This is a genomic window from Bowdeniella massiliensis (genome assembly GCF_023634005.1).
Lineage (GTDB): Bacteria > Actinomycetota > Actinomycetes > Actinomycetales > Actinomycetaceae > Bowdeniella > Bowdeniella massiliensis.
This window is the reverse complement of sequence record NZ_JALIQR010000022.1, coordinates 1-24,652: the sequence shown is the minus strand read 5'-3', so window position 1 is coordinate 24,652 and position 24,652 is coordinate 1. Positions and strand designations below refer to the sequence as shown.

The following is a 24,652-nucleotide window of genomic DNA, read 5'->3' as shown; positions in this document are numbered from 1 at the left end:
CCCCGAAGCTTTGAGCTGGTCAACCAGGTCCTGACCCGAAGGCCTACCCGGCAAAGATTTATCGAACATAGTCATGATAATCACCGTTCCTTCCGACACGGCTTACACAAACTATTTGACACCCCCGAATCCTTCGCCAAGACCTCCTCCCACAGATAGGAGGTCTTGTACTTACCTGGTACTGGCGGATTCCCAGCACCATTTTCAAAGCCACGGTTAAACGGCAAAAACACCGTGTCCATGCCCGCGAGCTTGGTAGTCATCCACACCTCGTCAGTATCAACGGCGAAGTGCACCACCGCGCGGCGGTTCAACCCGAACAGCACCTCACTGGCTGGGCGGGACCGCTTGTACTGGTCAACAGCATCCCTATAGGTCTGGCCGGTGAGCTGATTCTTCAACTCCATCGTCACCACCGGGATACCGTTGACAAACAACACGGTGTCAACGGAGTTGGTATTCTTCGTCGAGTACTGCAGCTGGCGGACCACAGTCAACCGGTTCGCCCAGTACTTCTCTGCCAGCAGCTCGTTGAGGTCGGAACCAGGGGCGAAGAACACCAGCTTGAAACGGGCACCAAGATCCTCCACTCCGCGACGCAGCACCTCCACGACGCCGCGATTGTCGAGCTCGCGAGCAACACGCTTGCAGAACTTCTCACCAGCCTTCGTTCCATGAATACGCTCTAGGCGCTCCCATTGCTGAGGTTGGGTCTCGCGCACAAAATCGAGTAGATCCTGCGGATACAAACCAAGCTGCTTATCAAAACCGGCCGATGGCCTCGATTCGTAGAGGTCGAACTCGGAAGGACCGACATGAGTCAACCAATACTCGATCTCATCTTCGAACCTGCGCTCCGACGTATCCATCACGCCACCTCTCCCACACGAACCTTGCCCGTCACGGCATCATTAATAACCTGCTTGCGGTAGTTGCCCAGCAGTTCGATCTGCTTGTTGATGCGTTCAATAGTCGAATCAATCCGGACTGACTTTTCTTCGAGGAAATCGGAGATCTTCTGTTGCTCGCACTCCGGGGGAACGAGGATCGGAATCTTGCCGATTTCCTTGTAGTTTGCGGATTGACGAACGCCTCCGCCGATTGAGTAAAACACCTTTGCAAGGTCATAAAACCGCAGTAGCCAGGCAAGATATTTACTGACGATTGGGCCGCGAACCTTAAGGCCGATGTACGCGCTGGTGATGATTCCACGCTCCTCGGCGAGTGCGCTTCGGAGACTGCGTTTATCGTTTTGCAGATCAGTCATTCGAAGGACGATGTAGCCGGGTTCGACGATTTGATAAGAATCGAAGGAGGCTGGAAGTAAACCAAATGCGAGATCGATATCTTTGCGAATGATCCGGCCATAACTAAGGCTGAGCAGATTCTTTTCTGACAAATCTGCATTCTTGGCCTTATTCTCATCGGTAACGACCGAGATTGAAGTCGTTTTCCAGGCTGCTGGGGCCTTGTCAATCCAGTCGATTCCGCTGTCCTTCATCGGCGCATCTGGATCCAAACCTCGAGTGACCGTACGCGCAATCAACTCCCGCCGATACCTCTCCAACAGCCCTACCTGGCGCGTCAGCTTCTCAATAAGAGAGTCAACCTCTGCCGTCTTTGCATCCAAATGCAGAGCAATTGCGTCGGCTACACGCTTTGGCGGAAGAATACAAAACGCAGCTTTTATTACTCTTTGCGAAGGATGAAACACCTTCGTACCCATCATATGTGGCCTTATTTGCTCGCGAAAGAACAAAGAGTCAAATAAGTATGCAATATACCTCTCGGACAACTCGCGTTTTGGAGTAAGCACAATAGTATCTGTACCTGCGATTCCGTGCTGGGTACCTTGTATCAGAGTGAAATTACCACTTCCTTCGTAATCTTCCGAAGATCCTGCGAAGAGAAACTGGCCCTTTGATACGAAGTCATTCACTCCATGATTCGCTGGTTCCGCCACGTGGCCAAGCCTGGCCGTATCAAGGTCCACTTCGAACCCGTACCCACCGTGAATATCTCCGTAGTGAACGCAGGGGATGCCACTACTTCCCATTTCTACTCTGCTAATGGCATAGCCACGTTTAAACTGAAAAAGGTGCCTTGTTGGAATCTTCGTCCAGACTTCTAATGGTGACTTATCGGTCATGAGTTCAGTTCACCTGGTCACTGAAGAGTTTGGCAATGTCGGCCTGGATCGTGGCTGCAAGCGTCTGAATCTCGGTGAGGGTTTCGACGGGGTCACCGAGTTCTTCGTACTTGTAGAAGTATCGGGTAAAGGGGATCTCGTAGCCGATCTTGGTTTTGTCGTGGTCTATCCATGCGTCGGGGGCATAGGGGATCACTCCGCGCTGGAAGTACGCCTCGATATCCTCGCGTAGCGGGATTTGCTCGGTATCGCGCAGATCCGCGTCTGGCTCAGGGTTACCTTTCGCATCGACGCAGATATCCGCGGCAGGGTTCTTTGAGCTGAGCTCGGCAACAATCTTGCGCAGCGATGCGATGCCGATCTTCTCACCGCGTTCCTTGATGCCTTTACGGACAAGGTCGGTGAAACCGTCCCGGTTGAGGTACACGTGCTCAGCATCGAGCGCCTCGAGGGTGGCAATGATCGCTGCCTGCACTCGCTTGCCCGCCTCGACTTCTTCGGTGCGTGCTGGCTCGCTACGCTTTCTCGATGCGGCTAGATCAGTAAATGCCTTGGCGCCCTTGAGCGCTTCGAGCGTCTCGGGGGTGGTTTGGAAACTCAACCGCAGTGGACGCTCCACGACAACCTCATGGTAAGCAAAGTCCTCGGTGTCAAAGATCTTCGACTCTTCGGTTTCCTGGAACGCTCCGTAGATGCGAGTGATGTCAGCGATGTTGTCTTCGGTGAGTTCTTTGCGCTTTTCACCCAAGGGTTTACGCATCCGCCGGAAATACTGGGTGGCGTCGATCAGTTGCACTTTGTTCTTGCGGCGGTGCTCTTTCTTGTTCGACAGTACCCAGATGTAGGTGAGAATGCCGGTGTTGTAGAACATCTGATCGGGGAGCGCGATAATCGCTTCCAACCAGTCATTTTCAAGGATCCAACGGCGGATCTCAGATTCGCCCTGCCCGGCTCCGCCAGTGAAGAGGGGCGAGCCATTGAATACGATGCCAATCCGTGTGCCAGGAGCATTCACGAAGTCCTGTGGATCGTAGGGCTTCATCTTCGAGATCATGTGCTGCAAGAAAAGAAACGAGCCGTCTGAAACACGAGGCGTTCCAGCGCCGAAGCGACCCTGGTACCCCTTGCGTTCAGCTTCTTCATGAATCGGGGCAGCGTACTTCTTCCAATTCACACCAAACGGTGGATTGCAAAGCATGTAGTCAAAGCGCTGGTTCGCCGTCTTGTCATTGGTCAGCGAGTTACCAAAGTAGATGCGTTCCTGGCGTTCGCCCTTAATCATGATGTCCGACTTCGCCACCGCATACGTCTGCGGGTTGAGCTCTTGTCCGTAAACCTCGAGGCGGGCAGTGTCATTCAGATCCTCAACATGCTGCGCAGCGATCGAGAGCATTCCACCGGTGCCGACCCCGGGGTCATACAGCGACGCCATAGCACCGTCTGCACAAAGCCGGTTAATGTCTTCTTCTGGGTTGAAGAGTAGGTTGACCATCAAGCTGATGACCTCGCGCGGGGTGAAGTGTTCACCAGCGGTTTCGTTCGATAGTTCGGAGAACCGGCGGATGAGCTCTTCGAAGATGTAGCCCATCTGGTCGTTACTGACTACGTCAGGATGAAGGTTAACCTTTGAGGACGTGAACTCGCTGAGCACCTGATAGAGCAGGCCTGCTTTGTCGAGGCGTTCGATGACGTTGTAGAAGCTGTACGCCTCCATCACTTCACGCGCGGCAGGCGCGAACGCTTGCACATAGTAACTCAAGTTCTGCTCAAGATTGTCCGGGTCATCCAACAAGGTCTTGAGCGTGAAGTTCGACGTATTCCACAACGGGTAGCCCGTAGCCTTGGCGTACTGCAGCTCCTTGATCTTGCTTGGAACTGAGGTTGCCTTGATATTCAGGACTGCTTGCTTCGTATCCACGAGAACGGAATCGAGGCGGGTCAGCACAGTGAAAGGCAACACGACATCGCCGTACTCGTGTTCCTTATAGTCGCCACGCAGAATCTCTGCGATGTTCCAAATCAAAGCAACGTGGCTCGTAAGTCTGTCAGTGCTCACTCGGGTCAATTCCTTCACTCATCAGTCGCTCGTAGCGTTCGTTCGAGATCACCACGGCGATCGGTTTTCCGTAGCGCAGAACGTAAGCAGGCTCGTCCTTGTCGGCCACCTCCTTGATCAGGCGTGATGCCTGACCACGCGAAAGATCACCGATGTTGATGTGACGCATCGGAACCTTGCGCTTCTTGGTCGCCATGAGTCTCCCTGTCGTTCTTACGGGCCGCCCTAAGTCTCCCACACAAGCTGGGGTCATGAAGGCAAAAACACGGCAAGGATACATGTTAATTACCACCAATAGTTACATGTAAATATGGATGAGAATCTGCGGATCTGACTGTCGAGTAGGTGAACGACCTACAAAGACGAGTTCAACTCACGCCCCTTCAACCCGTACTCGCCAACGCAGGGCGCTCTCCGCACCCCTCCTCGCCCGGTGGTGCGGATTTTCCGAGCTAGAGAGGCCCATGGCGGTACCCGGATGCTGCACGCCGAGGGCAACGATTCGCCCGAGGAACAAGAAAACCCCTGGTCAACAGGGGTTAGGCTGGGACGGCGGATCTTATTAAATCCGAGGTCTTTGGCTCATAGACCTTGTTGACGCGCTTCTTTTCGCCGACCGCAATCTTGGCGAGGACCTCGGATACTTCCTGTGGCGTGTAGTACTCGCCCCCGGACTTGCCTGCCTGGGATGTGTACATCTGCATCAGGTACTCGTAGGCATCGCCGAAAAGATCGATTGAGTTGTGGCGGAAATCGCCTAGTGGTAGATCACCGATCGCGTCCAGGAGTTTCCGCAGTTTCTCAATCCGCTGTTTAACGGTGTTACCGAGTTTCGCGCTGTTCACGTCGAGGTTGTCGAACAGGCCGTTGATGTCGTCTTCGCTGTCGGTGCCGACTGTGGACGCCTCGATGTTCTTGAAGACTCGCTCGAGCGTCTCGTTGAGGTCCTCACCTCTGGCGGCACACTCGCGCACGTTGTCGAAAAGCTCGGATGGATAGATGAAGAAGCCTTTTTCTTCGAGCAGGGCAGGACGCGCCAGATCGGCATCCTGATCCGGCAGTTCACAGTAATCGAAGTCGCGGTTGCCTGCTTCTCGCTCTCCGGCATCGACGTAGGCAGCCAGGTTCTCGGAAATAAAGCGATAAAACAGCATCCCAAGGACGTAGCTCTTGGAATCCCAACCATCGACGCTGCCGCGCAGGTCATTGGCGATCCGCTAGATGGTCCTATGAAGTTCGGCGCGTTGGGCTTCCTTGGTCGAGGGGGTCACGCCGTGCTCCTTATTGTGAACAATCTTCGTCCACCGTATCCCGAGATGCCGCCACAAACCGGCGGGATCCATGGAACAAATGTACGAGTGGTTCACCGCGGCGGACGCCGCAACGGCATCACTCCAGTCTTGGCTAAACTGCACGGTGGAACCCACGAAAGGTCGTCATGTCTGATACTCCGCTGAGCCCGCTCGATGAAGCGGGCGTCGATGCTGCGGTAGCCGAGGCTCTCGCAGCGATCGAAGAAGCTGACTCACTCGAGAGCCTCAAGGCTGTTCGTCTCGCGCACGCTGCGGATGCGTCGCCGCTTGCTGGTGCTAATCGCCAGATCAAGTCGCTGGATCCGAAGGATCGTGCCGCTGCTGGTAAGCGTATGGGTCAAGCACGCGGTCGAGTCAACAAGGCCATTGCCGAGCGTGAGGGTGTGCTGAAGAAGCAGGAGGCGGAGCGCGTCCTACTTGAAGAGAGCGTGGATGTCACCATTCCGGCTCGCCGGCTTGCGCACGGCGCCCGCCACCCGATCGGTCTGCTCATGGACGACATCTCTGACTTCTTTGCCTCGATGGGCTGGCAGATCGCCGAAGGCCCCGAGGTGGAACACGAGTGGTTCAATTTCGATGCACTGAACTTCGGGCCAGACCATCCGGCTCGCCAGATGCAGGACACCTTCTTCGTGGATGCCCCCGGTTCCCATCTGGTCATGCGTACCCACACCTCACCGGTGCAGGCGCGCACCCTGCTCAAGCAGGATCCGCCGCTGTACATCGCTTGCCCAGGCAAGGTCTTCCGCTCAGATCAGCTCGATGCGACCCACGCCCCGGTATTTCACCAGGTGGAGGGGCTCGCGGTCGACAAGGGTTTGACGATGGCCCACCTTAAGGGCACGTTGGATCATTTCGCGAAATGGATGTTCGGCGAAGAGGCCCACACACGCCTCCGCCCTTCCTACTTCCCCTTTACCGAGCCGAGCGCTGAACTCGACCTGTGGTTCCCGCAGAAGAAGGGCGGTGCAGGCTGGATCGAATGGGGTGGCTGTGGCATGGTCAATCCGAACGTGTTGCGTGCCTGCGGTATTGACCCGGAGGAATACACCGGCTTCGCCTTTGGCATGGGAATCGAGCGTGGCGTCATGCTGCGCCACGAGATCGACGACATGCGCGACATGGTGGAAGGCGACATGCGCTTCACCACCCAGTTCGGCCCGACTTCGCACGCGAGGGGAATCTAAAACATGCCATACGTACCGATTGATTGGCTCCGCGAGCACGTCGATGTTCCCGCTGGAACGACGGCCGAAGAACTCGCTGCCGCACTCGTCGCCGTAGGTCTTGAGGAAGAGGAGATTCATCCTCCGTCAGTTTCGGGCCCGCTCGTTGTCGGCAAGGTCCTGACGTGCGAGAAGGAAACTCACAAGAACGGCAAGACCGTTAACTACTGCCGCGTCGATGTTGGCGAGCACAATGACGCGCCGGGTACCGGCAAGGAGCCGAGCGAACTCGAGAGCCGCGGCATCATTTGCGGTGCCCACAACTTCGGTGTTGGCGACTACGTCGTTGTTTCCCTTCCGGGAACGACGCTTCCGGGCGGATTCGAGATCGGTGCCCGAAAGACCTACGGGCACTGGTCCGATGGCATGATCTGCTCCGATAAGGAGCTCGGACTCGGTGACGACCACGATGGCATCATCGTTCTCAACGAGCGTTTCGAGGATATTCCGGAGCCCGGCACATCGGCCCTCGAGCTGCTCGGGCTTGGCGGAGAACTCCTCGAGATTAACGTGACCCCGGACCGCGGGTACTGCTTCTCGATGCGTGGCGTTGCTCGCGAGTATGGTCACTCGACGGGAGCCACCTTCAACGATCCGGCTCTCGGCGTCGACGTTCTCGAGGCTACGGCAGACGGGTACGAAGTCCGGATTGAGGACGACGCACCGATTCACGGCAATGTTGGCTGCGATCGTTTCGTTACCCGCATCGTGCGGGGCGTGGATCCCACTAAGCCGAGTCCGAAGTGGATGAAGGATCGCTTGATAGCGGCCGGCATGCGTCCGATCAGCTTGGCAGTCGACATCACCAACTACGTCATGCTCGATCTGGGCCAGCCGCTGCACGCCTACGACCTGGACAAGATGAACGGTCCCATCGTTGTGCGGCGAGCGAAGGCAGGGGAGTCCTTCGAGACTCTCGATGACATCACGCGCAAGCTCAACCCAGAAGATCTGCTCATCACCGACTCTGAAGGTGCCCGGGTGCTGGGCCTTGCCGGCGTGATGGGTGGAGCGGATACCGAGGTTAGCGAGTCCACTACGGACCTGCTGATTGAAGCTGCCCACTTCGACCAGGTTTCGGTTGCGCGTACCGCCCGCCGCCACAAGATCCCGAGTGAAGCGGCCAAGCGGTTTGAACGCGGTGTCGACCCAGAGCTTCCGCCCGTTGCGGCACAGCGTGTCGTCGATCTGCTCGTTGAGTTTGGCGGCGGAACCGCCGATCCTGCCGTAGGCGACGTCAATAACACGACCGCACCCGAGCCGATCAGCTTCGATCCGGCTCAGGTCGCCGGGCTCGCGGGACTCGATCTCACGGATGACCGCATCGCCGAGGTCCTCGAAGCCATTGGCTGCAGCGTGGAGCGAGGAGATCGCTGGCAGGTCACCCCTGCTACGTGGCGCCCGGACCTTTCCGGCGGCGCGGATCTGGTGGAAGAAGTCGCCCGCATCGTCGGCTATGACGAAATTCCATCGATTGTTCCCACTGCTCCGGTTGGCTCTGGCCTCACCGCAGACCAGTCCCGGCGTCGCGCGATCGCCCGCTCCCTAGCCGAGCATGGCCTCCTCGAGGTGCTGTCCTTCCCCTTTACGGGAGCGGATCGGCTTGGCATTGCTGAGGGAGACTCGCGTTTCGAGCGTCTGAAGCTCGCGAACCCGCTTGCCGATGATGCCCCATACTTGCGTTCCAATCTGCTTTCAACTCTGCTGGAGACGGCTGTGCGGAACGTATCGCGGGGACTCGAGCGCGTCGCCATCATGGAGCTCGGCACTGTCGTCTTGCCGAAGGCGACGAAGGAAACTCCACTTCCCGCAGTTGGTGCGCGCCCGAGCGATGCCGATCTCGAGGCGATCGCCGCCGTCGTTCCGGATCAGCCGTGGCATGTGGCAGGCGTGTTATCCGGGCCGGTCTCAGAAGGTGCAGCCCTTGGAGCATCGCGTTACTACGACTGGGCGGATGCCATTGAGTTCACCACCATCGTCGGAGACACGGTCGGTGTGCCGTTGACCCCGGTGAAGACGGAATATGTCCCGTTCCATCCAGGTAGGTGCGCCGAGCTCAGGGCGGGTGAGATCGTCGTGGGTCACGCGGGCGAACTCCACCCTGATGTATGCGCCGAGCTCGGGCTGCCCGCCCGCACATGTGCGTTCGAGATCGACATTGATGCACTCCTGGCACAGATCCCAGACGGCGCTCACCTCGTCTCCCACGTCTCGACCTTCCCGCCGGCGAAGGAGGACTTCGCGTTTGTCGTGAAGGACTCCGTCACCGCCGCTGAAGTTGAGCAGGTGGTGCGCCAGGCGGCGAAGGAACTGACCGAACAGGTCCGCACCTTCGACATCTACCGTGGTGCCGGAATCCCCGAGGGGCACTACTCCATTGCCGTGGCACTGCGGATTCGCGCTCAGGATCGGACCCTGACTGCAGAGGACATCAACCAGGTGCGCAATCGTGTCATCAAGTCGGCCAAGGCCCGGATTGGGGCTGAGCTCCGCGCCTGACCGGCTGCCAACTCAGCGAGCTCCCCTCAGTTCGACACGGTTCTAACTGAGGGGACTTTGCGTATCTCTTATATCGCCTACCGTTGACGACGTTCATGGCTCGACTCCCATGGAGTCCGCGGGCGATCTCGGCACGGCCGGCTGGCCGAAAAGTCCTAGATCGTCTCGAGCGGGCCCGATCGCTCCGGGGCCGGGAAGGCGTCCTCAAGGGCGGCTAGGACATCATCGGTGAGCTCGAGATCGAGCGCAGAGACGTTCTCCTGCATACGCTCGGGCGAGCTTGTCTTTGGGATCGCGATGGTCGAACCGTCGCGCATGACCCACGCCAGGGCGAGAACGGCGGGGGAGAGCCCGGCTTCGGAAGCGATGGCGGCGAGCCGCTTTCCGCGCTCGCCTTCAAAGAGCCGCCCTTGCTCGATGGGGGAGTAGGCCATCGCGGGCATGCCAAGCATCCGCATGAGTGGGAAGAGATCGACCTCGGGGCCGCGGCGAGTCAGGTTGTAGAGCACCTGGTTGGTGGCGCAGTCTCCCGAGATCGACTGGAGCTCGTGAAGGTCATCGGGATCGAAGTTCGACACACCCCAGGACCGGATCAGGCCCTCGGAGACGGCTTCGTCGAAAGCGGCAACGGTCTCCGCGAGCGGCACGGCACCGCGCCAATGCAGGAGGTAGCAATCGAGGTAGTCGGTTCCGAGTCGCTCGAGTGATGCTCGCAGCGATCGCCGTACCCCATCGTGGCTGGCATTCTCGGGGAGCACCTTGCTCACGAGGAAGAGCTCATCGCGGCGACCCGCAATAGCCTCGCCTACGAGTTCTTCGCTGCGGCCATCGCCATACATCTCGGCGGTATCAATCAGGCGCAGTCCGGCATCGAGGCCGGAGCGAATTGCGGCAATTTCATCGTCTCGCTTGCTGGCGTCATCGCCCATCATCCAGGTGCCAATACCGAGCCGGGGAACGTCGTTGAACCTCATACCTCGACCGTACGCTACTGGCCGCGCGCTGTGACGTACGTCTGGTGGCGGCGGCGGAGACTGCACGCGGTTGGGGACTGAACTAAGCTAAGGACGTAGGTCACCGATTCGTCACCAAGAGCAAGGGACACTGGAGTCATGAAGGTACTCGTAGTCATCGCATCCCAGCACGGCGCCACTGCAGAAATTGGCGACGCCATCGTCGAAGAGCTGCGCGCTGCGGGCCACGAATCTCGCCGGGTAGCACCCGGGGATGTTCGCGACCTCGAAGGCATCGACGCAGTCGTTCTCGGCTCTGCCGTCTATATGACTCAGTGGATGGAATCCGCGCGCAACTTCGTGCAGCGCTTCCGCTCCGAGCTGCGTGACATCCCGCTGTGGACCTTCTCCTGTGGCCTGGCCGGCGTTCCCAAGGGCAACGTGCAGGATCCGCGCCGCGTCGGACCGGTTCTGCTGTCCATCAACCCGATCGACCACGAAGTCTTTAAGGGCCGCCTCGACCTCGGCGGACTTTCCCTGCGCGAGCGCACGGTCGCCCGCCTCGGTAATGCCCCCGAGGGCGACTACCGCGAGTGGGACAAGATCAAGGAGTGGGCGCAGGAAATCGGCAGCCAGCTCTCCGAGCAGGAAAAGCTCCAGCAGTAGCCTGCCGTGCCGAGATGGCCAGTGTCTACGGGGCACAGCGAACCTCGCTGAAGTCCCGCGCGACCGTCTTCGTCGTTGCGCTGTTCATTACGCTCGTCGTTGTGGCGGCCTCCTTTCCGGCGCGCGAGAAACCCGTGTTGTGGCTCGCGATCATCCCGTCGGCGCTCGCTGCGTGCGCGTTTTGGCTCGGCCTGTACTACTTGTGGCGGCTGCGCATTCAGTTCACGCCCGAGGAGATTCGCCTCACCGTCCCCTTCCGCGGCGTACAGATAATCCGCCGGAAGGACATCGACCTCATCACGGCGGTGTCCAACAAGGGGTACGCGTACTACCGGCTGGATCTGAAGGACGGGAGGACGGTGAACATCAGTCCCGTGCTTTTCCGGATCGATCCGCCGTGGGAGCGCTACCTGCGCACCTTCGCTCGCGCGGAGATGTAATGCGGACCGACGCGCGCTAGCTTCGCTCCGCCGAGGGGTGATCCGACGCCTCGAGCTTCGCCTAAACCGGACATCATCCCACGATTCGGTACAGAGACCTGGAAGAATTTACAGCTCGACGTATGGTTATGCACATGACTCTTCACGTCGCAGTCGTTGGAGCCTCCGGTGCTGCCGGGGGAGAGGCGCTACGCCTGCTTTCCGCCAACGAAAACCTGGACATCACCCACCTCATGGCGCACTCCTCCGCGGGTAGCCGCCTGGGCGAACACCATCCCCACCTGCGAGCACTTGCCGACCGAGTTATCGAAAAGACCGATGTCGCCAAGCTCGCCGACGTCGACGTCGCGATCCTCGCCCTGCCCCACGGCGCCTCCGGCGAGATCGCCGCCCAGCTGCCCGAGACCGTCCGCGTTTTTGACGCCGGGGCCGATCACCGGCTGGCGAGCGCAGCGGATTGGCAGACCTATTACGGCTCCGAGCACTCCGGCACCTGGCCCTATGGCCTGCCCGAGCTGCTGCACGCCGGCGAGAAGACGGCTGCCAAGCAGCGCGAGATCCTCGCGAGTGCCACGCGCGTGGCCGTTCCCGGCTGCAACGTCACGGCCGTGACCCTCGCGACGCAGCCCGGAGCGCTGCTGCAGGACAAGGTCGACTTCTCCGAGCTGGTCGCGACCCTCGCCGTCGGCTACTCCGGCGCAGGCAAGGCCCTCAAACCTCACCTCATGGCGCTTGCCGCCCAGTCCAATGCGGCGCCCTATGCCGTCGGTGGCAGCCACCGCCACATCCCCGAGATCGAGCAGAACCTGCGCACCGCGGGCGTTGACAACCCCACGGTCGCCTTCACCCCGATCCTCGTTCCGATGAACCGTGGCATCCTCGCTTCCGTCACGCTCCCTACCACGGCCTCGGCCGCCGAGCTGCGCGAGGTCTGGCAGGACGTCTACGCCGATGAGCCGTTTGTCCACGTCCTGCCGGAGGGGATCTGGCCCACGACCCAGGCCGTGCAGGGCTCGAACGTCGCGACCGTGCAGGTCACCAAGGACGAGCACTCCGGCCACCTCATCGCGATGTGCGCGCTCGACAACCTCGTCAAGGGCACGGCGGGCGGCCTCATCCAGTCGATGAACATCGCCCTTGGCCTACCCGAGACGAGCGGCCTGCCGACGGAGGGAACACCATGAGCGTCACGAGTGCGATGGGCTTTACCGCGGCCGGGGTCGCGGCCGGGATCAAGGACTCCGGGGCGCTCGACCTCGCCCTCGTCGTGAGCGACGGGCCCGAGGTTACTGCCGCGGCCGTCACGACGCCGAACCGCTTTGCCGCCGCGCCCGTCTACGTCACGCGCGAGGTGGCCGCGACGGGCCGCGCGAAGGCCGTCGTGCTGAACTCCGGCGGGGCGAACGCCTGCACGGGGGAGCAGGGCATGGCCGATGCGCGCCACATGGCTGCGCTCGTTGCCCAGGAGCTCGGCTGCGAGGCTGGCGAGATCATGGTCTGCTCGACCGGGCTCATCGGCGCCTTCCTGCCGATGGACGCCGTCGCCTCCGGCATTCACGCCGCGGCCGGATCGCTCTCGGGCACCGGCGGCGAGGATGCCTCCCGCGCGATCATGACGACGGACACCGTGCCGAAAAACGCTGCGGTGAGCACCCCTGCGGGCTATACCGTCGGCGGCATGGCCAAGGGCGCGGGCATGCTGAACCCCGCCATGGCGACGATGCTGAGCGTCATCACGACCGACGCCGTCGTCGCCGGGGAGGACGCGCAAGCCGCGCTTGCTGCCGCCGTCGATGTTTCCTTTAACCGGATGGACTCCGATGGCTGCCAGTCGACCAACGACACGGTCATCCTGCTCGCCTCGGGCGCCTCGGGCGTGGCGGCGAATCGGCAGGACCTGACCGCGGCGCTGACCGAGGTGTGTACCTCGCTGACGAAGCAGATGCTCGCCGATGCGGAGGGCGCCTCGCACACCATCGCCGTGACGGTCACCTCCGCCGTGAGCGAGGCGGCCGCCGAGGCCGCGGCGCGGCGCGTGACGAGCTCGAACCTGTTCAAGGCCGCGATCTTCGGCGGCGATCCCAACTGGGGGCGCATCCTCGCCGCGATCGGCACGCTCAGCGAGGCCGAGTGTCCCTATGACCGCGACGAGGTCACGGTCACGATGAACGGGCAGCCGATCTTCGCGGCCGGGGCGCCGCAGGCCGGGGCACGCGAGGTCGACCTATCGGCCCACGACGTCGATGTCACGATCGACCTGGCGGCCGGCAGCGCCCGCGCCACCGTCTGGACCAATGACCTGACGCACGACTACGTCGAAGAAAACAGCGCCTACTCGTCGTAGGGGAGAGCCATGACCAATCCACTAGACAACCTCACCGCCGTCGATAAATCCGAGGTGCTGCTCGAAGCCCTGCCGTGGCTGCAGGAGTTCGAGGGCGAGATCGTCGTCGTGAAATACGGCGGCCACGCCATGACCGACGAACACCTCAAGGCCGCCTTCGCCAAGGACGTCACCTTCCTGCGCCAGGTGGGCCTGAAACCCGTCGTCGTGCACGGCGGCGGCCCCCAGATCAACGCGATGCTCGCGCGGCTCGGCATCGACTCAGAGTTCAAGAAGGGCCTGCGCGTCACGACGCCCGAGGTGATGGAGGTCGTGCGGATGGTGCTCACGGGTGTCGTCCAGCGCGAGATCGTCTCCCTCATCAACGCCGACCGCCCCTACGCCGTGGGCCTATCCGGGGAGGACGCCACCTTCCTCACCGCCGAGGTGCATCACCCCGTCATCGACGGCACGAACGTGGACATCGGCCTCGTCGGCGACGTCGTGAAGGTCGCGCCCGGCGCCGTCAAGGACATCATCAACGCGGGCCGCATCCCCGTCATCTCCTCCGTCGCGCCGAGCCGCGACGGCCAGCTGCTCAACGTCAACGCCGATACCGCGGCCGCGGCCATCGCGGGCGCGCTCGGGGCCCGCAAGCTCGTGGTCCTAACCGACGTCGAGGGCGTCTACCGCGATTTCCCCGATAAGTCGAGCATCATCCCGCACATGAGCCTCGCGGAGCTCAACGAGCTGCTGCCGACCATGAGCGAGGGGATGATCCCCAAGCTGCAGGCCTGCCTGGCCGCGATCGAGGCGGGCGTCAAGGAAGCGCACATCGTCGATGGCCGCAAGGCGCACTCCCTGCTGCTGGAGATCTTCACCGACGTGGGCGTGGGTACCCGCATCGATTCGCCACTAAAGGAGGGCGCGTGACCTGGCAGGAGGACTACACCGAGGCCTTCCAGCAGGTCTTTGGCACCCCGCTGCTCAACCTCGTTTCCGGCGAGGGTCTCATCGTGCGCGATGACGCCGGCAAGGACTACCTCGACCTGCTCGGCGGGATCGCCGTGACGTGCCTCGGGCAGAACCACCCCGCGATCACCGGCGCGGTGACGCGCCAGCTGCAGAGCCTCGGGCACACGTCCAACTTCTTCACCACCCCGCCGCAGCTCGCGCTCGCCGCGAAGCTGCGCTCCTACCTGCCGGGCGCCAAGGTGTTCTTCGCCAACTCCGGCGCCGAAGCCAACGAGGCCGCCCTCAAGCTCGCGCGCAAGCACCGCGCCGGCGGCGGCTTCGTGGCGCTTGACGGCTCCTTCCACGGGCGCACCATGGCGACGCTGTCGGTGACGTCCAAGGCCGCCTACCGCGAGCCGTTCGCGCCGCTGATCGAGCCCGTCACCTTCGTGGCGCCCGAGGATATCGACGCCCTCGCCGCGGCCGTCACCGAGTCGACCGCGGCCCTCATCCTCGAGCCGATCCAGGGCGAGCGCGGCGTCGTTGCGCTCAGCCACGACTACCTGCGTGCCGCCCGCGAGATCACCGCCGCGGCGGGCGCGCTGCTCATCGTCGACGAGATCCAGTCCGGCACCGGGCGCACCGGCTCCTTCTTCGCCCACAGCGCCGCCGGTATCACGCCCGACGTCGTCACTCTCGCCAAGTCCCTCGGCGGCGGCATCCCCATCGGCGCGATGCTCGCCGTGGGTGAGGCGGGCGACCTCTTCGCCGCGGGCGACCACGGCACCACCTTCGGCGGCAACCCCATCGCGTGCGCCGCCGCCCTCGCCGTCATCGAGACGATCGAGGAGCAGAACCTGATGGCCCGCTGCGCCGAGGTCGGCGCTCGCTGGGCGGCCGAACTCGCCGCAATCGAGGGCGTCGCTGAGGTCCGCGGCGCCGGCCTGCTGCTCGGCGTCGCTCTCGCCGATGCGCCCGCCCTGCAGCGCGAGCTGCTGGAGGTCGGCTTCATCACGAACGCGCCCAATGCCGAGACGCTGCGCCTCGCGCCCTCCTACCTCATCAGCGATGAGCAGCGCGCCGCCTTCACCTCGGCCCTGCGGGCGGCCCTTGCGCGACGACGACGATAGGGCACCTCGCCCCGTCCTCGTCCTCGCACCTGCCACCCGAAAGACTCTTCGCCATGACTATCCCCACCTCCGCCCTGTCCGCAATGTCCGATTATTCCTCCGACGATAAGCCGATCGTCCTGGCCTACTCCGGGGGCCTCGATACCTCCGTCGCCATCGGCTGGATCAAGAAAGCCACCGGCCGCGACGTCGTCTGCGTCGCCGTCGACGTCGGCCAGGGCGGCGAAGACCTCTCCGTCATTCGCCAGCGGGCACTCGACTGCGGGGCCAGCGCCGCCTACATCGCCGACGCGCGCGATGAGTTCGCCGAGGACTACTGCATGCCGGCGCTCGCCGCCAACGCCATGTACCAGGGCGCCTACCCGCTCGTCTCGGCCCTGTCCCGCCCCGTCATCGTCCGCCACCTCGTCGCCGCGGCGCGCGAATTCGGCGCCACGACCGTCGCCCACGGCTGCACCGGCAAGGGCAACGACCAGGTGCGTTTCGAGGTCGGCATCACCTCGCTCGCCCCCGAACTCACGTGCCTGTCCCCAGTGCGCGATCTCGCCCTGACCCGCGAGCGCGCGATCGAGTACGCCGAAGAGCACAAGCTGCCGATCGAAACGACGAAGAACAACCCCTTCTCGATCGACCAAAACGTCTGGGGCCGCGCGATCGAAACCGGCTACCTCGAAGACCCGTGGAACGAGCCCACCAAGGACATCTACTCCTACACCGACGATCCGGCCTTCCCGCCCGTCGCCGACGAGGTAACGATCGCCTTCGAGCGCGGCGTGCCCGTCGCGATCGACGGCGAGGCCGTCACTCCGCTTGAAGCGATCCAGCAGCTCAACAAGCGCGCGGGCGCGCAGGGCATCGGCCGGATCGACATCATCGAGGACCGCCTCGTCGGCATCAAATCGCGCGAAGTCTACGAAGCCCCCGGCGCCATCGCGCTCATCACCGCCCACCGCGAACTCGAACGCCTCACCCTGGAACGCGAGCAGGCGCGCTTCAAACCAACGATCGAAAACCGCTGGACCGATCTCGTCTATGACGGCCAGTGGTTCAGCCCCTTAAAGGGCAGCCTCGATGCCTTCATCGCCGACACCCAGTTCTACGTCTCGGGCGAGATCCGTCTGCAGCTGCACGGCGGCCGCGCCACCGTCACCGGCCGGCGCTCGCAGACCTCACTCTACGATTTCAACCTCGCCACCTACGACGAGGGCGATACTTTCGACCAGTCCAACTCGCGCGGCTTTATCGAGATCGTGGGCCTATCCACCAAGCTCGCCGCCCGCCGCGACGCGGCCTACGACCGCCTGTAAGGAGGCGCCGTGTCCGTCCCATCCGTACCCGCCACCAAAGTCGCGCGCCAGGCGGCCGTCGTGCGGATCCTGCGCGAGCAGGACGTGCGCAGCCAGGCCGAACTCGCCGAGCGCCTCGCCCGCCACGGCATCTCCGCCACCCAGGCGACGCTGAGTCGCGACTTGGTGGAGCTCGGCGCGCAGAAGCTGCGCCGGCCCGACGGCACCTTCACCTACGACGTCCCCACCGACGTCCCCATCCCGCCCGAGACCTCGAGTGCGATCGTGCGGCTCGCGCGCCTGGCCGCCGAGCTCGTCGTCGCCGCCGATCACAGCGCGAACCTCCTCGTGCTGCACACTCCGCCCGGCGCCGCGCAGTACCTCGGCTCCGCGCTCGACGCCGCCCTCGGCGCAAAAGCGCTCGGCACCGTCGCGGGCGATGATACGACCCTGACCGTCATGCGCTCATCCGACATGGCGGCCGATATCTGCGCCCGCATCCTCGCGGGCCTGCCCCCGCTCGACGATTAGGAGCCCTGCCATGGATAAGCCCACGAGCCTGTGGGGCGGCCGCTTCAGCTCCGGCCCCGCCCCCGAGCTGGTGCGCCTGTCGGATTCCACGCACTTCGACTGGCGCCTCGCCCCCTACGACATCGCCGGCTCCAAGGCGCACGCCCGCGCCCTGCTCACCGCCGGCCACCTGAGCGAGGACGAATACGAGCAGATGATCGCGGGACTGGATACCCTCGCCGATGACGTCGCCTCCGGCGCCGCCCAGCCGATCGCTGGCGACGAGGACGTCCACACCGCGCTGGAGCGCCTCCTGATCGAGCGCGTCGGCGCGGAGCTCGGCGGCAAACTGCGCGCGGGCCGCAGCCGCAACGACCAGATCGCCACCCTCATCCGCGCCTACCTGCGCGAGCAGGCAGCAACCCTTACGGCCCAGGTGCGTGACCTCATCGCCGCGCTGATCGACCAGGCCGAGCGCGCCGGCACCGCCATCATGCCCGGGCGCACCCACCTGCAGCATGCCCAACCGGTGCTGCTCGCCCACCACCTCGCTGCCCACGCGTGGCCGCTCGTGCGCGACCTGTCGCGCCTTAAGCAGTGGGACGAACGCGCCGCCCGCAGCCCCTACGGCGCCGGCGCGCTCGCCGGCTCCAGCCTCGGCCTCGACCCGCGCCAGGTCGCCACCGACCTCGGCTTTAGCGCACCCGAGCCCAACTCGATTGACGCCACCGCCGCGCGCGACGTCATCGCCGAATTCTCCTTCATCTGCGCCCTCATCGGCGTGAACCTCTCGCGCCTAGCCGAAGAGGTCATCATCTGGAACACCGCCGAATTCGGCTTCATCACGCTGCACGACGGCTACTCCACGGGCTCGTCGATCATGCCGCAGAAGAAAAACCCCGACATCGCCGAACTCGCCCGCGGCAAGGCCGGCCGCCTCATCGGCAACCACACCGGCCTGCTCGCCACCCTGAAGGCCCTGCCGCTCGCCTACAACCGTGACCTGCAAGAGGACAAGGAACCCGTCTTCGACGCCGTCGACCAACTCACGACGCTACTGCCCGCCTTCACCGGCATGATCGCCACCCTCACGTTCGACACCGAGCGCATGGCACACCTCGCCCCGCGCGGCTTCGCTCTCGCCACCGACATCGCCGAGTGGCTCGTGCGCACGGGCGTCCCGTTCCGCGACGCCCACGAGATCGCAGGCACGTGCGTGAAGGTCTGCGAAGCTCAGCACAAGGAACTGTGGGAGCTCACCGACGACGAACTCACGAGCATTTCGCCGCACCTGAACGCGGGCGTCCGCGAGGTCCTCTCAGCCGAGGGGAGCGTCGCTGCCCGCAGCGGCTACGGCGGCACCGCGCCCGAGCGCGTAGCCGAGCAGCTCGCCGAGCTTTCTTCTATGGTGCAAGCGATAGGAGATCGGTAACTATGAGTAAGTGGAAGACTGACTACCTAGCGAAACAGTTCTCGCATAGAACGAAGCGTAAGAACCTCGAAAATTACGTGGTCAATGCGATCTGGAACCGGGTCGGCGATTTGAACGTCCGCCCGGTGACACAGCAGCTGGTGAGAACTGACCGGGGTAGAAAACTCGTTGACCTCTACTTCCCTCAGGTCAAGATCGCGATTGAGTGCGATGAGTTCTACCATGCGGGAGAGGGGCAGCGTCAAGCCGACTTGGATCGAGATTTGGCCATTTTTGAAACGCTGCGGCAGGTCGACGAGGACGCACTAGCGGAGGACATTCAAAGGATTTCCTACGCGGATTTGCGGACTGATCAAGAGTTTGATGACAGATTGACCGCAGTCGCAAACCTGGTGAAAAAACATGTCGAAGCAGCCAAAGCACGGGGAGAATTTAAGGAGTGGACAGAGCGTCGGCCCGATCCTGTCGCATATCTGAAGGATCGGGCGTATATCGATCTGGAGGAAACGGTTCGAGACGAAATCGTCTTCGAGACCTATTCGGAGATCTACAATTCTCTCTTCGGAACGAACTTCAGACGTACCCATGGTCAGAGTATCGGATCGTTTACTGATCTTTCAGATGAGCGAAATCAGTACTACGGAGCGGAGTACAACCCATTCGGTAAGAAGATCAACCTTTCGATCGGGAACCTGAGCACCAAGGCGCGTGGCTCGAAAGGCTGGAAGAACACACTGTCCCGGGACGGTAAAAAAATCACTGAAAGGTCAAATGATCCGAAGCCCGGGGAGTTCACAGATCCTCAACCCGATCTCAGAGCCTGGTTCGTGAAGCGCGAATACTCGGCCCTCGGAAACGAGGATGGGGTGTACCGGTTCGCTGGGGTCTTTGAGTGGCACAGCGGAGATGGCGAAGCGAGGGTCTGGAAGCGTGTGGCAACCAAGCTCCGCCGACTAAAGGAGGGGGAGGAACTGACAGCTCCAGAGGAGATCCTGGCAGGTCTCGACGACTGAGATCTGAGACAGCAACGCCGCCCCTCCGAGCGTCGAAGGGGCGGCGTCGCTTTGTTGTGATTACTCCCCGAGACGCGCGTCCGCGCGCTCGAGCTTGATCGACCCGAGATCGGTGCGCGCCTTGATGCGAGCGACCGGAGCACCGGGCGTGGGCTCGGCGGCTTCCTTAAGGTCGGTGCGTACGGAACCAGCGGTCGCGTGGCAGTCAGCGTAGACCGAGATGCCGCGCGCGACGGCAATGCGGATGGAGCCGAGGCTCGCCTTCGCGTCAATATCTGAGGCACCCGCGTACTTCACGCGGATAGAGCCGGCATCGGCGCTAGCGGTCAGCGAGTTCAGGACCTCACCGACACTGATGCGGCCAGCGCTCGTCTTCAGCACGCCATCGCGCAGGTTTTTGATGACGATCTGGCCAGCGTCGCACTTGGCGTCGACGCTTTCGACCTTGCCGACCTTGAGGTTTCCGGCGTCGCCGTGGAACTTTATGCGCGAGGCTTCTTCGATGTTGACGCTGCCAGCATTGGTCTTGACGTCGGCGCCTTCGAGGCGGCCGTGCGTCTTGACGGAACCAACGTCCAGCGTCGCGTCGAGCGAGCTGCCCGCGGGCACCGTGACCTCGACGGTCGACTTGAAGTCGCGCGGCACTCCGCGCCACGAGTTCATCCAGGTGTCGGAGAGCTTCGGAATGTCGACCGTCAGCGTGCTGCCATCGAAGTGGGCGGTGGCACCCTCGTGGACCTCGTCCGGCCCTGACAGCGATGCGTGAACGCGATCGCCGATGTTGACCTTCAGGTCGAGGTAACGGGACTCCACGTGGATCGTGACAGGTCCGGTGTGTTCGTGCGAAGAAAGAAGTTCGGTGTACATGTGCGGATTACCTTTCAGGAGTACCAGCCGGACAGTCCGCCGGAGGAAAACGAAGTTTGTGGGGGAGTGGTGCCGGTTGACGGGCGGTTCAGCGCCGTGCGAATTGCGTCGACGATCCAGGTATTGATCGACTTACCCGACTTCTTGGCTGCGCGTTCGACATCGTCACGCAGGTACATCGGCAGCCGTACGGTCGTGCGGACCGGATTGTCAGCGCCATCGTCTCCCGGAAGATCGGTCGGGCCGGCCGACGTCGACTTGGGGATCGCAACGAGCTTCGGCTCGCCATCGACAAGTTGAACAACGACCTGGGCATCAGGCAGCTGCGCGCTGAGATCGGAAGCGAGTTGGTCGTAGTGCGAGAGCGTCACCTGGCGAATTGCCGGCTCCGACGTCGCGACGATCGCTTCAGCCAGGTTCCGGGTCTGCTCGTCACCGAGCGAAACCGAACCGAGTAGAGCGGATCTGAGTGCGGACACGTGGTCAGATATGTTCATGTCGCCAGTATGACACCATCGGGGGTGTCACCGCAATGGCAAAGTGACATCAGGGAGTGTCGTCGAGGCTGACGACGCTAGTCTGTGTGGCGTTCGCGCGGGTCCTGGCGAACTTCGATGGAGCGGTCCGCGACCGTCCCCGTGAATTTTCGGCGCTTGATCTCCATGAGCGCGTCGCATGACTCGATCCCAGAAATCGGTATCGGTCGCATCGCCCTCGATCGCGTCGATCCCGCACTTTTCCAACGCCGCAACTCGCGCCGGGTCGTGTTCGACCCCAAGAACGTTCAGCCCGTGCTCGATCTCAAGCTGCTGGTAGGCAACGCTGCCGACCCGCCCCATCCCGAGCACGAGCGCGGTAGCGTCGCCAAATGGAATGGGGCGGTCGTGGATGTTGAGCTTTTCAGGCGGACGCGAGGGAAAGCGCGCAGCGAAACTCGACAGGGCGGAGGTATTGCGCGGGTTGAGCATCGCGGCGATAACGAAACTGCCCGCGACGGCGACCGCCAGTTTGACGAGCCATTCGGGCTCGAGCCAGCCATCGGCGACCCCGAGCGCCGCCACAATGAGAGCGAACTCCGAGTAGCTCGTCAGCAACGCCCCCGTGAGCAGGCTCGTGCGGTGCCGCATCCCCGTCAGCGCCAGCAGCAACCAGTAGCTGGCTCCCTGAATCGGCAAGAGCAGCAGCAACATGAGCCCGCCGATGAGCGTGTTGGTCGTCGGTAGCCCCGCGAACCCAATGTTGACGAAGAACGCGACGAGCAACAGTTCCTTTAGCGTAAAGAGCGCGTCCGAGAGCTGGTTAGCCCAGGGGTGGCTCGCGAGCACGAGCCCCATGATGAGTGCGCCGAGCGAACCCGACAGCCCGAGGTACTCAAAGAGCGCATAGCCCGGGATGAGCGCCATAAAAATCCCGAACAGCGCCTGCATCTCGCCGTGCCCGAGCCGGGTGAAGCGCCGCAGAATGATGACCAGCAGCGGGATGAGGAGCGAGAGCCCGAAGATGAGCGGATTCGGCGCGGTGCCGTGCGAGATAGAAATGAAGATGACGGCAAAGATGTCCTGCATGATGAGGACGCCGATCGTGATGCGGCCATACAGCGCCTGCTCGAAGAAAACGACAGCGCGAGCGCGAGCAGCGCCATCACTCCCACGCCAGAAACGCTGACGATGCCCCACGTCGCGAGCAGCCAAATGAACCCGGTCCCGACGAACACCGTACCAAGCAGGTGGGCGGTGGCGGTCAGCTAGACCTCCTTACCGAGCAGCGCGCGGATATCGAGCTTCAGACCGATCGCGAAGAGCATGAGCGTCACACCGAGCTCGGCCGCGACGTCGAGCCCGGGGAGCTTTTCGATCCCGTTGGCGTTCAGTAAGAACCCGGTCGCCAAGAACCCAATGAGGGGTGGCAGCCGTAGCGCGATCGCCGCCAGGCCGCCAGCAAAAACCGCCCCCAAGTAGATCATCACCGCCGTCATGATCGGAGTGTGCCCAGGCTCTGCGGCTAAATTCGGACCTCTCGCGCTGGTCCCACCCCGCGCGCGATAGGCTGGGCCCGCAAGCATTCACACCACGACCGTGGAAGGTAACCCGATGAACACTCTCCTCGAAGAGCTTCAGTGGCGCGGCTTCATCGCCCAACACACTGACCTAGATGCGCTCGACGCAGCCCTCGAGGAAGGACCCATCACCTTCTATGCCGGCTATGACCCGACGGCTGCCTCGCTGCATCACGGCCACCTCGTCCAGCTCATGTTGATGAAGCACCTGCAAAACGCGGGCCACAAACCGCTCGCCCTCGTCGGCGGCGCCACCGGCCTCATCGGTGATCCGCGCATGAGCGGGGAGCGCACCCTGAACCCCAGCGACGTCGTCGCCGAGTGGGTGGAAAAGCTCCGCGGCCAGATCTCGCGCTTCCTGTCCTTCGAGGGCGAGAACGCGGCGGTCATGGTGAACAACTACGACTGGACGAAGGACATCTCCGCCATCTCCTTGATGCGCGACCTCGGCAAGCACTTCCGCATGGGCACGATGCTCGCCAAGGAATCGGTCGCCGCGCGGCTGCGCAGCGACGAGGGCCTCTCCTTTACCGAGTTCAGCTACCAGATCCTGCAGGCCAACGACTTCGCCGAGCTCTACCGCCGCTACGGGTGCACCCTGGAAACCGGCGGCAACGACCAGTGGGGCAACATCATCGGCGGCGTCGACTTCGTCCGTAAGTCCCTCGGCGCCACAGTGCACGCCTTTACCACTCCGCTCATCACCAAGGCCGACGGCACGAAGTTCGGAAAGTCGGAGGGCGGCGCCATCTGGCTCGATCCGGAGATGCTCTCGCCCTATGACTTCTTCCAGTTCTGGATCAACGTCGACGACGTCGAAGTTCCCAAGCTGCTCAAGATCTTTACGATGCTGCCGCGCGAAGAGATCGAGCGCGTCATCGCCGAGCACGAAGCGAACCCGCGCGCCCGCCTCGGCCAGCGCACGCTCGCCCGTGAGGTCACGAGCCTCGTTCACGGTGCCGGCGCTGCCGCAGACGTCGAAGCCGCCTCCGGCGCACTCTTCGGCTCGGGCGATCTCGCCACCATTGACGCGCAGACGCTGAAGGACGCAACCGCTCAGCTGCCCAGCGCCGACCTGACCCTGGGGGAGTCCACCATCGTGGACGTCCTCGTGGACTCCGGGCTTGAGAAGGGGCGGAGCGCTGCGCGCCGCACGGTTGCCTCCGGTGGTGCGTACCTGAACAACGTCAAGGTCGAAGACGAAGACGCCGTCATCACCGAGGCGGACCTCCTACCCGGCGAGTGTGTACTCGTGCGCCGTGGGCGGCGAAACCTTGCCGTTGCGCGCCCGAAGGCGTAACACAAACCAGCGAGCGATACGGCGGTGCGATCCGGACCACATTTATGAGTCCGGATCGCACCGCCGTTTCGTTTGCCGCGAGATTCCGGGCGAAATCGGGGGTGGAACAGGCGGTTGCGCAGACTTGACGCACCGCCCCCTGCAGTCATAAGCTCATTGAGCCCGGTTGCGGAACGGAGAGATTCGGAAAGCGAAGGGAGATCCCAAAGCGGCCAACAGGTTGCGGCGCGGATCACACAAATCGAAGTTGACCGAGTCAGACAGACAAGGTAGACTCGATACCCGGCCCAGATGATGGGCCAACGAAATCCCACTTCTTTCAAAGTAGACATTATTGTGTCTGCGGCGGGAGTGTGTGGTGGTTCCTTGATAACTCAACAGTGTGTCATTTTGTATTTTTTGTGATGCCATTTGGCCTGTGCTCGCCTTTTTTTGGTGGGTGTGGGTTGTTTTGTTTGGTTGGCTGCCCCTTTTTTTGG

22 protein-coding genes and 1 pseudogene are annotated in these 24,652 nt (G+C 62.5%); 13 read left to right on the top strand and 10 right to left on the bottom strand.

Going from position 1 to position 24,652, the window contains the following annotated elements:
* Positions 1-80: 80 nt before the first annotated feature.
* The 5 genes and pseudogenes from MUN85_RS12190 to MUN85_RS12170 form a co-directional block, all read right to left on the bottom strand.
* Positions 81-869 (bottom strand): type I restriction endonuclease, encoded by a 789-nt coding sequence (locus tag MUN85_RS12190; protein WP_250506948.1) that lies wholly within the window; start codon positions 867-869, stop codon positions 81-83.
* Positions 869-2,149: a hypothetical protein gene (locus MUN85_RS12185; protein ID WP_250506947.1), complete on the bottom strand. Its 1,281-nt coding sequence runs from the start codon at positions 2,147-2,149 to the stop codon at positions 869-871. The genes MUN85_RS12190 and MUN85_RS12185 overlap by 1 nt, the downstream gene beginning before the upstream one ends.
* 4 nt (positions 2,150-2,153) lie before the next feature.
* Positions 2,154-4,205, bottom strand: coding sequence for a type I restriction-modification system subunit M (locus MUN85_RS12180; protein ID WP_250506946.1), 2,052 nt, complete (start codon positions 4,203-4,205; stop codon positions 2,154-2,156).
* Positions 4,195-4,401: a type II toxin-antitoxin system Phd/YefM family antitoxin gene (locus tag MUN85_RS12175; RefSeq protein ID WP_250506945.1), complete on the bottom strand. Its 207-nt coding sequence runs from the start codon at positions 4,399-4,401 to the stop codon at positions 4,195-4,197. The genes MUN85_RS12180 and MUN85_RS12175 overlap by 11 nt, the downstream gene beginning before the upstream one ends.
* Positions 4,402-4,783: 382 nt before the next feature.
* Positions 4,784-5,419, bottom strand: a pseudogene (locus tag MUN85_RS12170) (type I restriction-modification system subunit M); the annotation flags it as partial.
* A gap of 224 nt (positions 5,420-5,643) precedes the next feature.
* Between MUN85_RS12170 and pheS the strand changes: the two are divergent.
* Entirely contained in the window at positions 5,644-6,705 is a 1,062-nt protein-coding gene (gene pheS, locus MUN85_RS12165; RefSeq protein WP_250506944.1) for a phenylalanine--tRNA ligase subunit alpha, read from the top strand.
* A 3-nt stretch (positions 6,706-6,708) separates the two neighbouring features.
* Complete coding sequence (pheT, locus tag MUN85_RS12160) at positions 6,709-9,243, top strand: phenylalanine--tRNA ligase subunit beta (RefSeq protein ID WP_250506943.1); 2,535 nt, start codon at positions 6,709-6,711, stop codon at positions 9,241-9,243.
* Positions 9,244-9,398: 155 nt separating this feature from the next.
* Here pheT and MUN85_RS12155 read toward each other — a convergent pair whose 3' ends face one another.
* On the bottom strand, positions 9,399-10,217 hold the full coding sequence (locus MUN85_RS12155; RefSeq protein WP_250506942.1) for an aldo/keto reductase: 819 nt from the start codon (positions 10,215-10,217) through the stop codon (positions 9,399-9,401).
* Positions 10,218-10,355: 138 nt separating this feature from the next.
* Between MUN85_RS12155 and MUN85_RS12150 the strand changes: the two genes are divergently transcribed.
* The 10 genes from MUN85_RS12150 (at position 10,356) to MUN85_RS12105 (ending at position 19,950) form a co-directional block, all read left to right on the top strand.
* Complete coding sequence (locus tag MUN85_RS12150) at positions 10,356-10,862, top strand: flavodoxin domain-containing protein (RefSeq protein WP_092564641.1); 507 nt, start codon at positions 10,356-10,358, stop codon at positions 10,860-10,862.
* Positions 10,863-10,876: 14 nt separating this feature from the next.
* On the top strand, positions 10,877-11,302 hold the full coding sequence (locus MUN85_RS12145; RefSeq protein ID WP_250506941.1) for a hypothetical protein: 426 nt from the start codon (positions 10,877-10,879) through the stop codon (positions 11,300-11,302).
* A gap of 134 nt (positions 11,303-11,436) precedes the next feature.
* Complete coding sequence (gene argC / locus MUN85_RS12140) at positions 11,437-12,486, top strand: N-acetyl-gamma-glutamyl-phosphate reductase (protein ID WP_250506940.1); 1,050 nt, start codon at positions 11,437-11,439, stop codon at positions 12,484-12,486.
* On the top strand, positions 12,483-13,646 hold the full coding sequence (gene argJ / locus MUN85_RS12135; RefSeq protein WP_250506939.1) for a bifunctional glutamate N-acetyltransferase/amino-acid acetyltransferase ArgJ: 1,164 nt from the start codon (positions 12,483-12,485) through the stop codon (positions 13,644-13,646). The genes argC and argJ overlap by 4 nt, the downstream gene beginning before the upstream one ends.
* Positions 13,647-13,655: 9 nt before the next feature.
* Entirely contained in the window at positions 13,656-14,558 is a 903-nt protein-coding gene (gene argB / locus MUN85_RS12130) for an acetylglutamate kinase (RefSeq protein WP_250506938.1), read from the top strand.
* On the top strand, positions 14,555-15,709 hold the full coding sequence (locus tag MUN85_RS12125) for an acetylornithine transaminase (protein WP_250506937.1): 1,155 nt from the start codon (positions 14,555-14,557) through the stop codon (positions 15,707-15,709). The genes argB and MUN85_RS12125 overlap by 4 nt, the downstream gene beginning before the upstream one ends.
* Positions 15,710-15,762: 53 nt before the next feature.
* On the top strand, positions 15,763-17,016 hold the full coding sequence (locus MUN85_RS12120) for an argininosuccinate synthase (protein ID WP_250506936.1): 1,254 nt from the start codon (positions 15,763-15,765) through the stop codon (positions 17,014-17,016).
* A 9-nt stretch (positions 17,017-17,025) separates the two neighbouring features.
* Positions 17,026-17,526 (top strand): arginine repressor, encoded by a 501-nt coding sequence (locus tag MUN85_RS12980; RefSeq protein ID WP_250506935.1) that lies wholly within the window; start codon positions 17,026-17,028, stop codon positions 17,524-17,526.
* Positions 17,527-17,536: 10 nt separating this feature from the next.
* A complete protein-coding gene (gene argH, locus MUN85_RS12110; RefSeq protein ID WP_250506934.1) occupies positions 17,537-18,937 on the top strand; it encodes an argininosuccinate lyase in 1,401 nt (466 codons plus the stop codon).
* Between the two features lie 2 nt (positions 18,938-18,939).
* Complete coding sequence (locus tag MUN85_RS12105) at positions 18,940-19,950, top strand: AbaSI family restriction endonuclease (protein WP_250506933.1); 1,011 nt, start codon at positions 18,940-18,942, stop codon at positions 19,948-19,950.
* 60 nt (positions 19,951-20,010) lie between these two features.
* On the opposite strand, the gene MUN85_RS12100 is transcribed toward MUN85_RS12105, so the two are convergent.
* From MUN85_RS12100 to MUN85_RS12085, 4 genes are all read right to left on the bottom strand, one after another.
* On the bottom strand, positions 20,011-20,817 hold the full coding sequence (locus MUN85_RS12100) for a DUF4097 family beta strand repeat-containing protein (RefSeq protein WP_250506932.1): 807 nt from the start codon (positions 20,815-20,817) through the stop codon (positions 20,011-20,013).
* A 14-nt stretch (positions 20,818-20,831) separates the two neighbouring features.
* Complete coding sequence (locus MUN85_RS12095; protein ID WP_250506931.1) at positions 20,832-21,314, bottom strand: Arc family DNA-binding protein; 483 nt, start codon at positions 21,312-21,314, stop codon at positions 20,832-20,834.
* Between the two features lie 27 nt (positions 21,315-21,341).
* Complete coding sequence (locus MUN85_RS12090; RefSeq protein WP_250506930.1) at positions 21,342-22,493, bottom strand: cation:proton antiporter domain-containing protein; 1,152 nt, start codon at positions 22,491-22,493, stop codon at positions 21,342-21,344.
* A 68-nt stretch (positions 22,494-22,561) separates the two neighbouring features.
* Entirely contained in the window at positions 22,562-22,792 is a 231-nt protein-coding gene (locus tag MUN85_RS12085; protein ID WP_250506929.1) for a cation:proton antiporter domain-containing protein, read from the bottom strand.
* Positions 22,793-22,907: 115 nt separating this feature from the next.
* On the opposite strand from MUN85_RS12085, the gene tyrS reads away from it, so the two are divergent.
* Positions 22,908-24,173 (top strand): tyrosine--tRNA ligase, encoded by a 1,266-nt coding sequence (gene tyrS / locus MUN85_RS12080; protein WP_092564615.1) that lies wholly within the window; start codon positions 22,908-22,910, stop codon positions 24,171-24,173.
* The last annotated feature ends 479 nt before the right edge of the window (positions 24,174-24,652 follow it).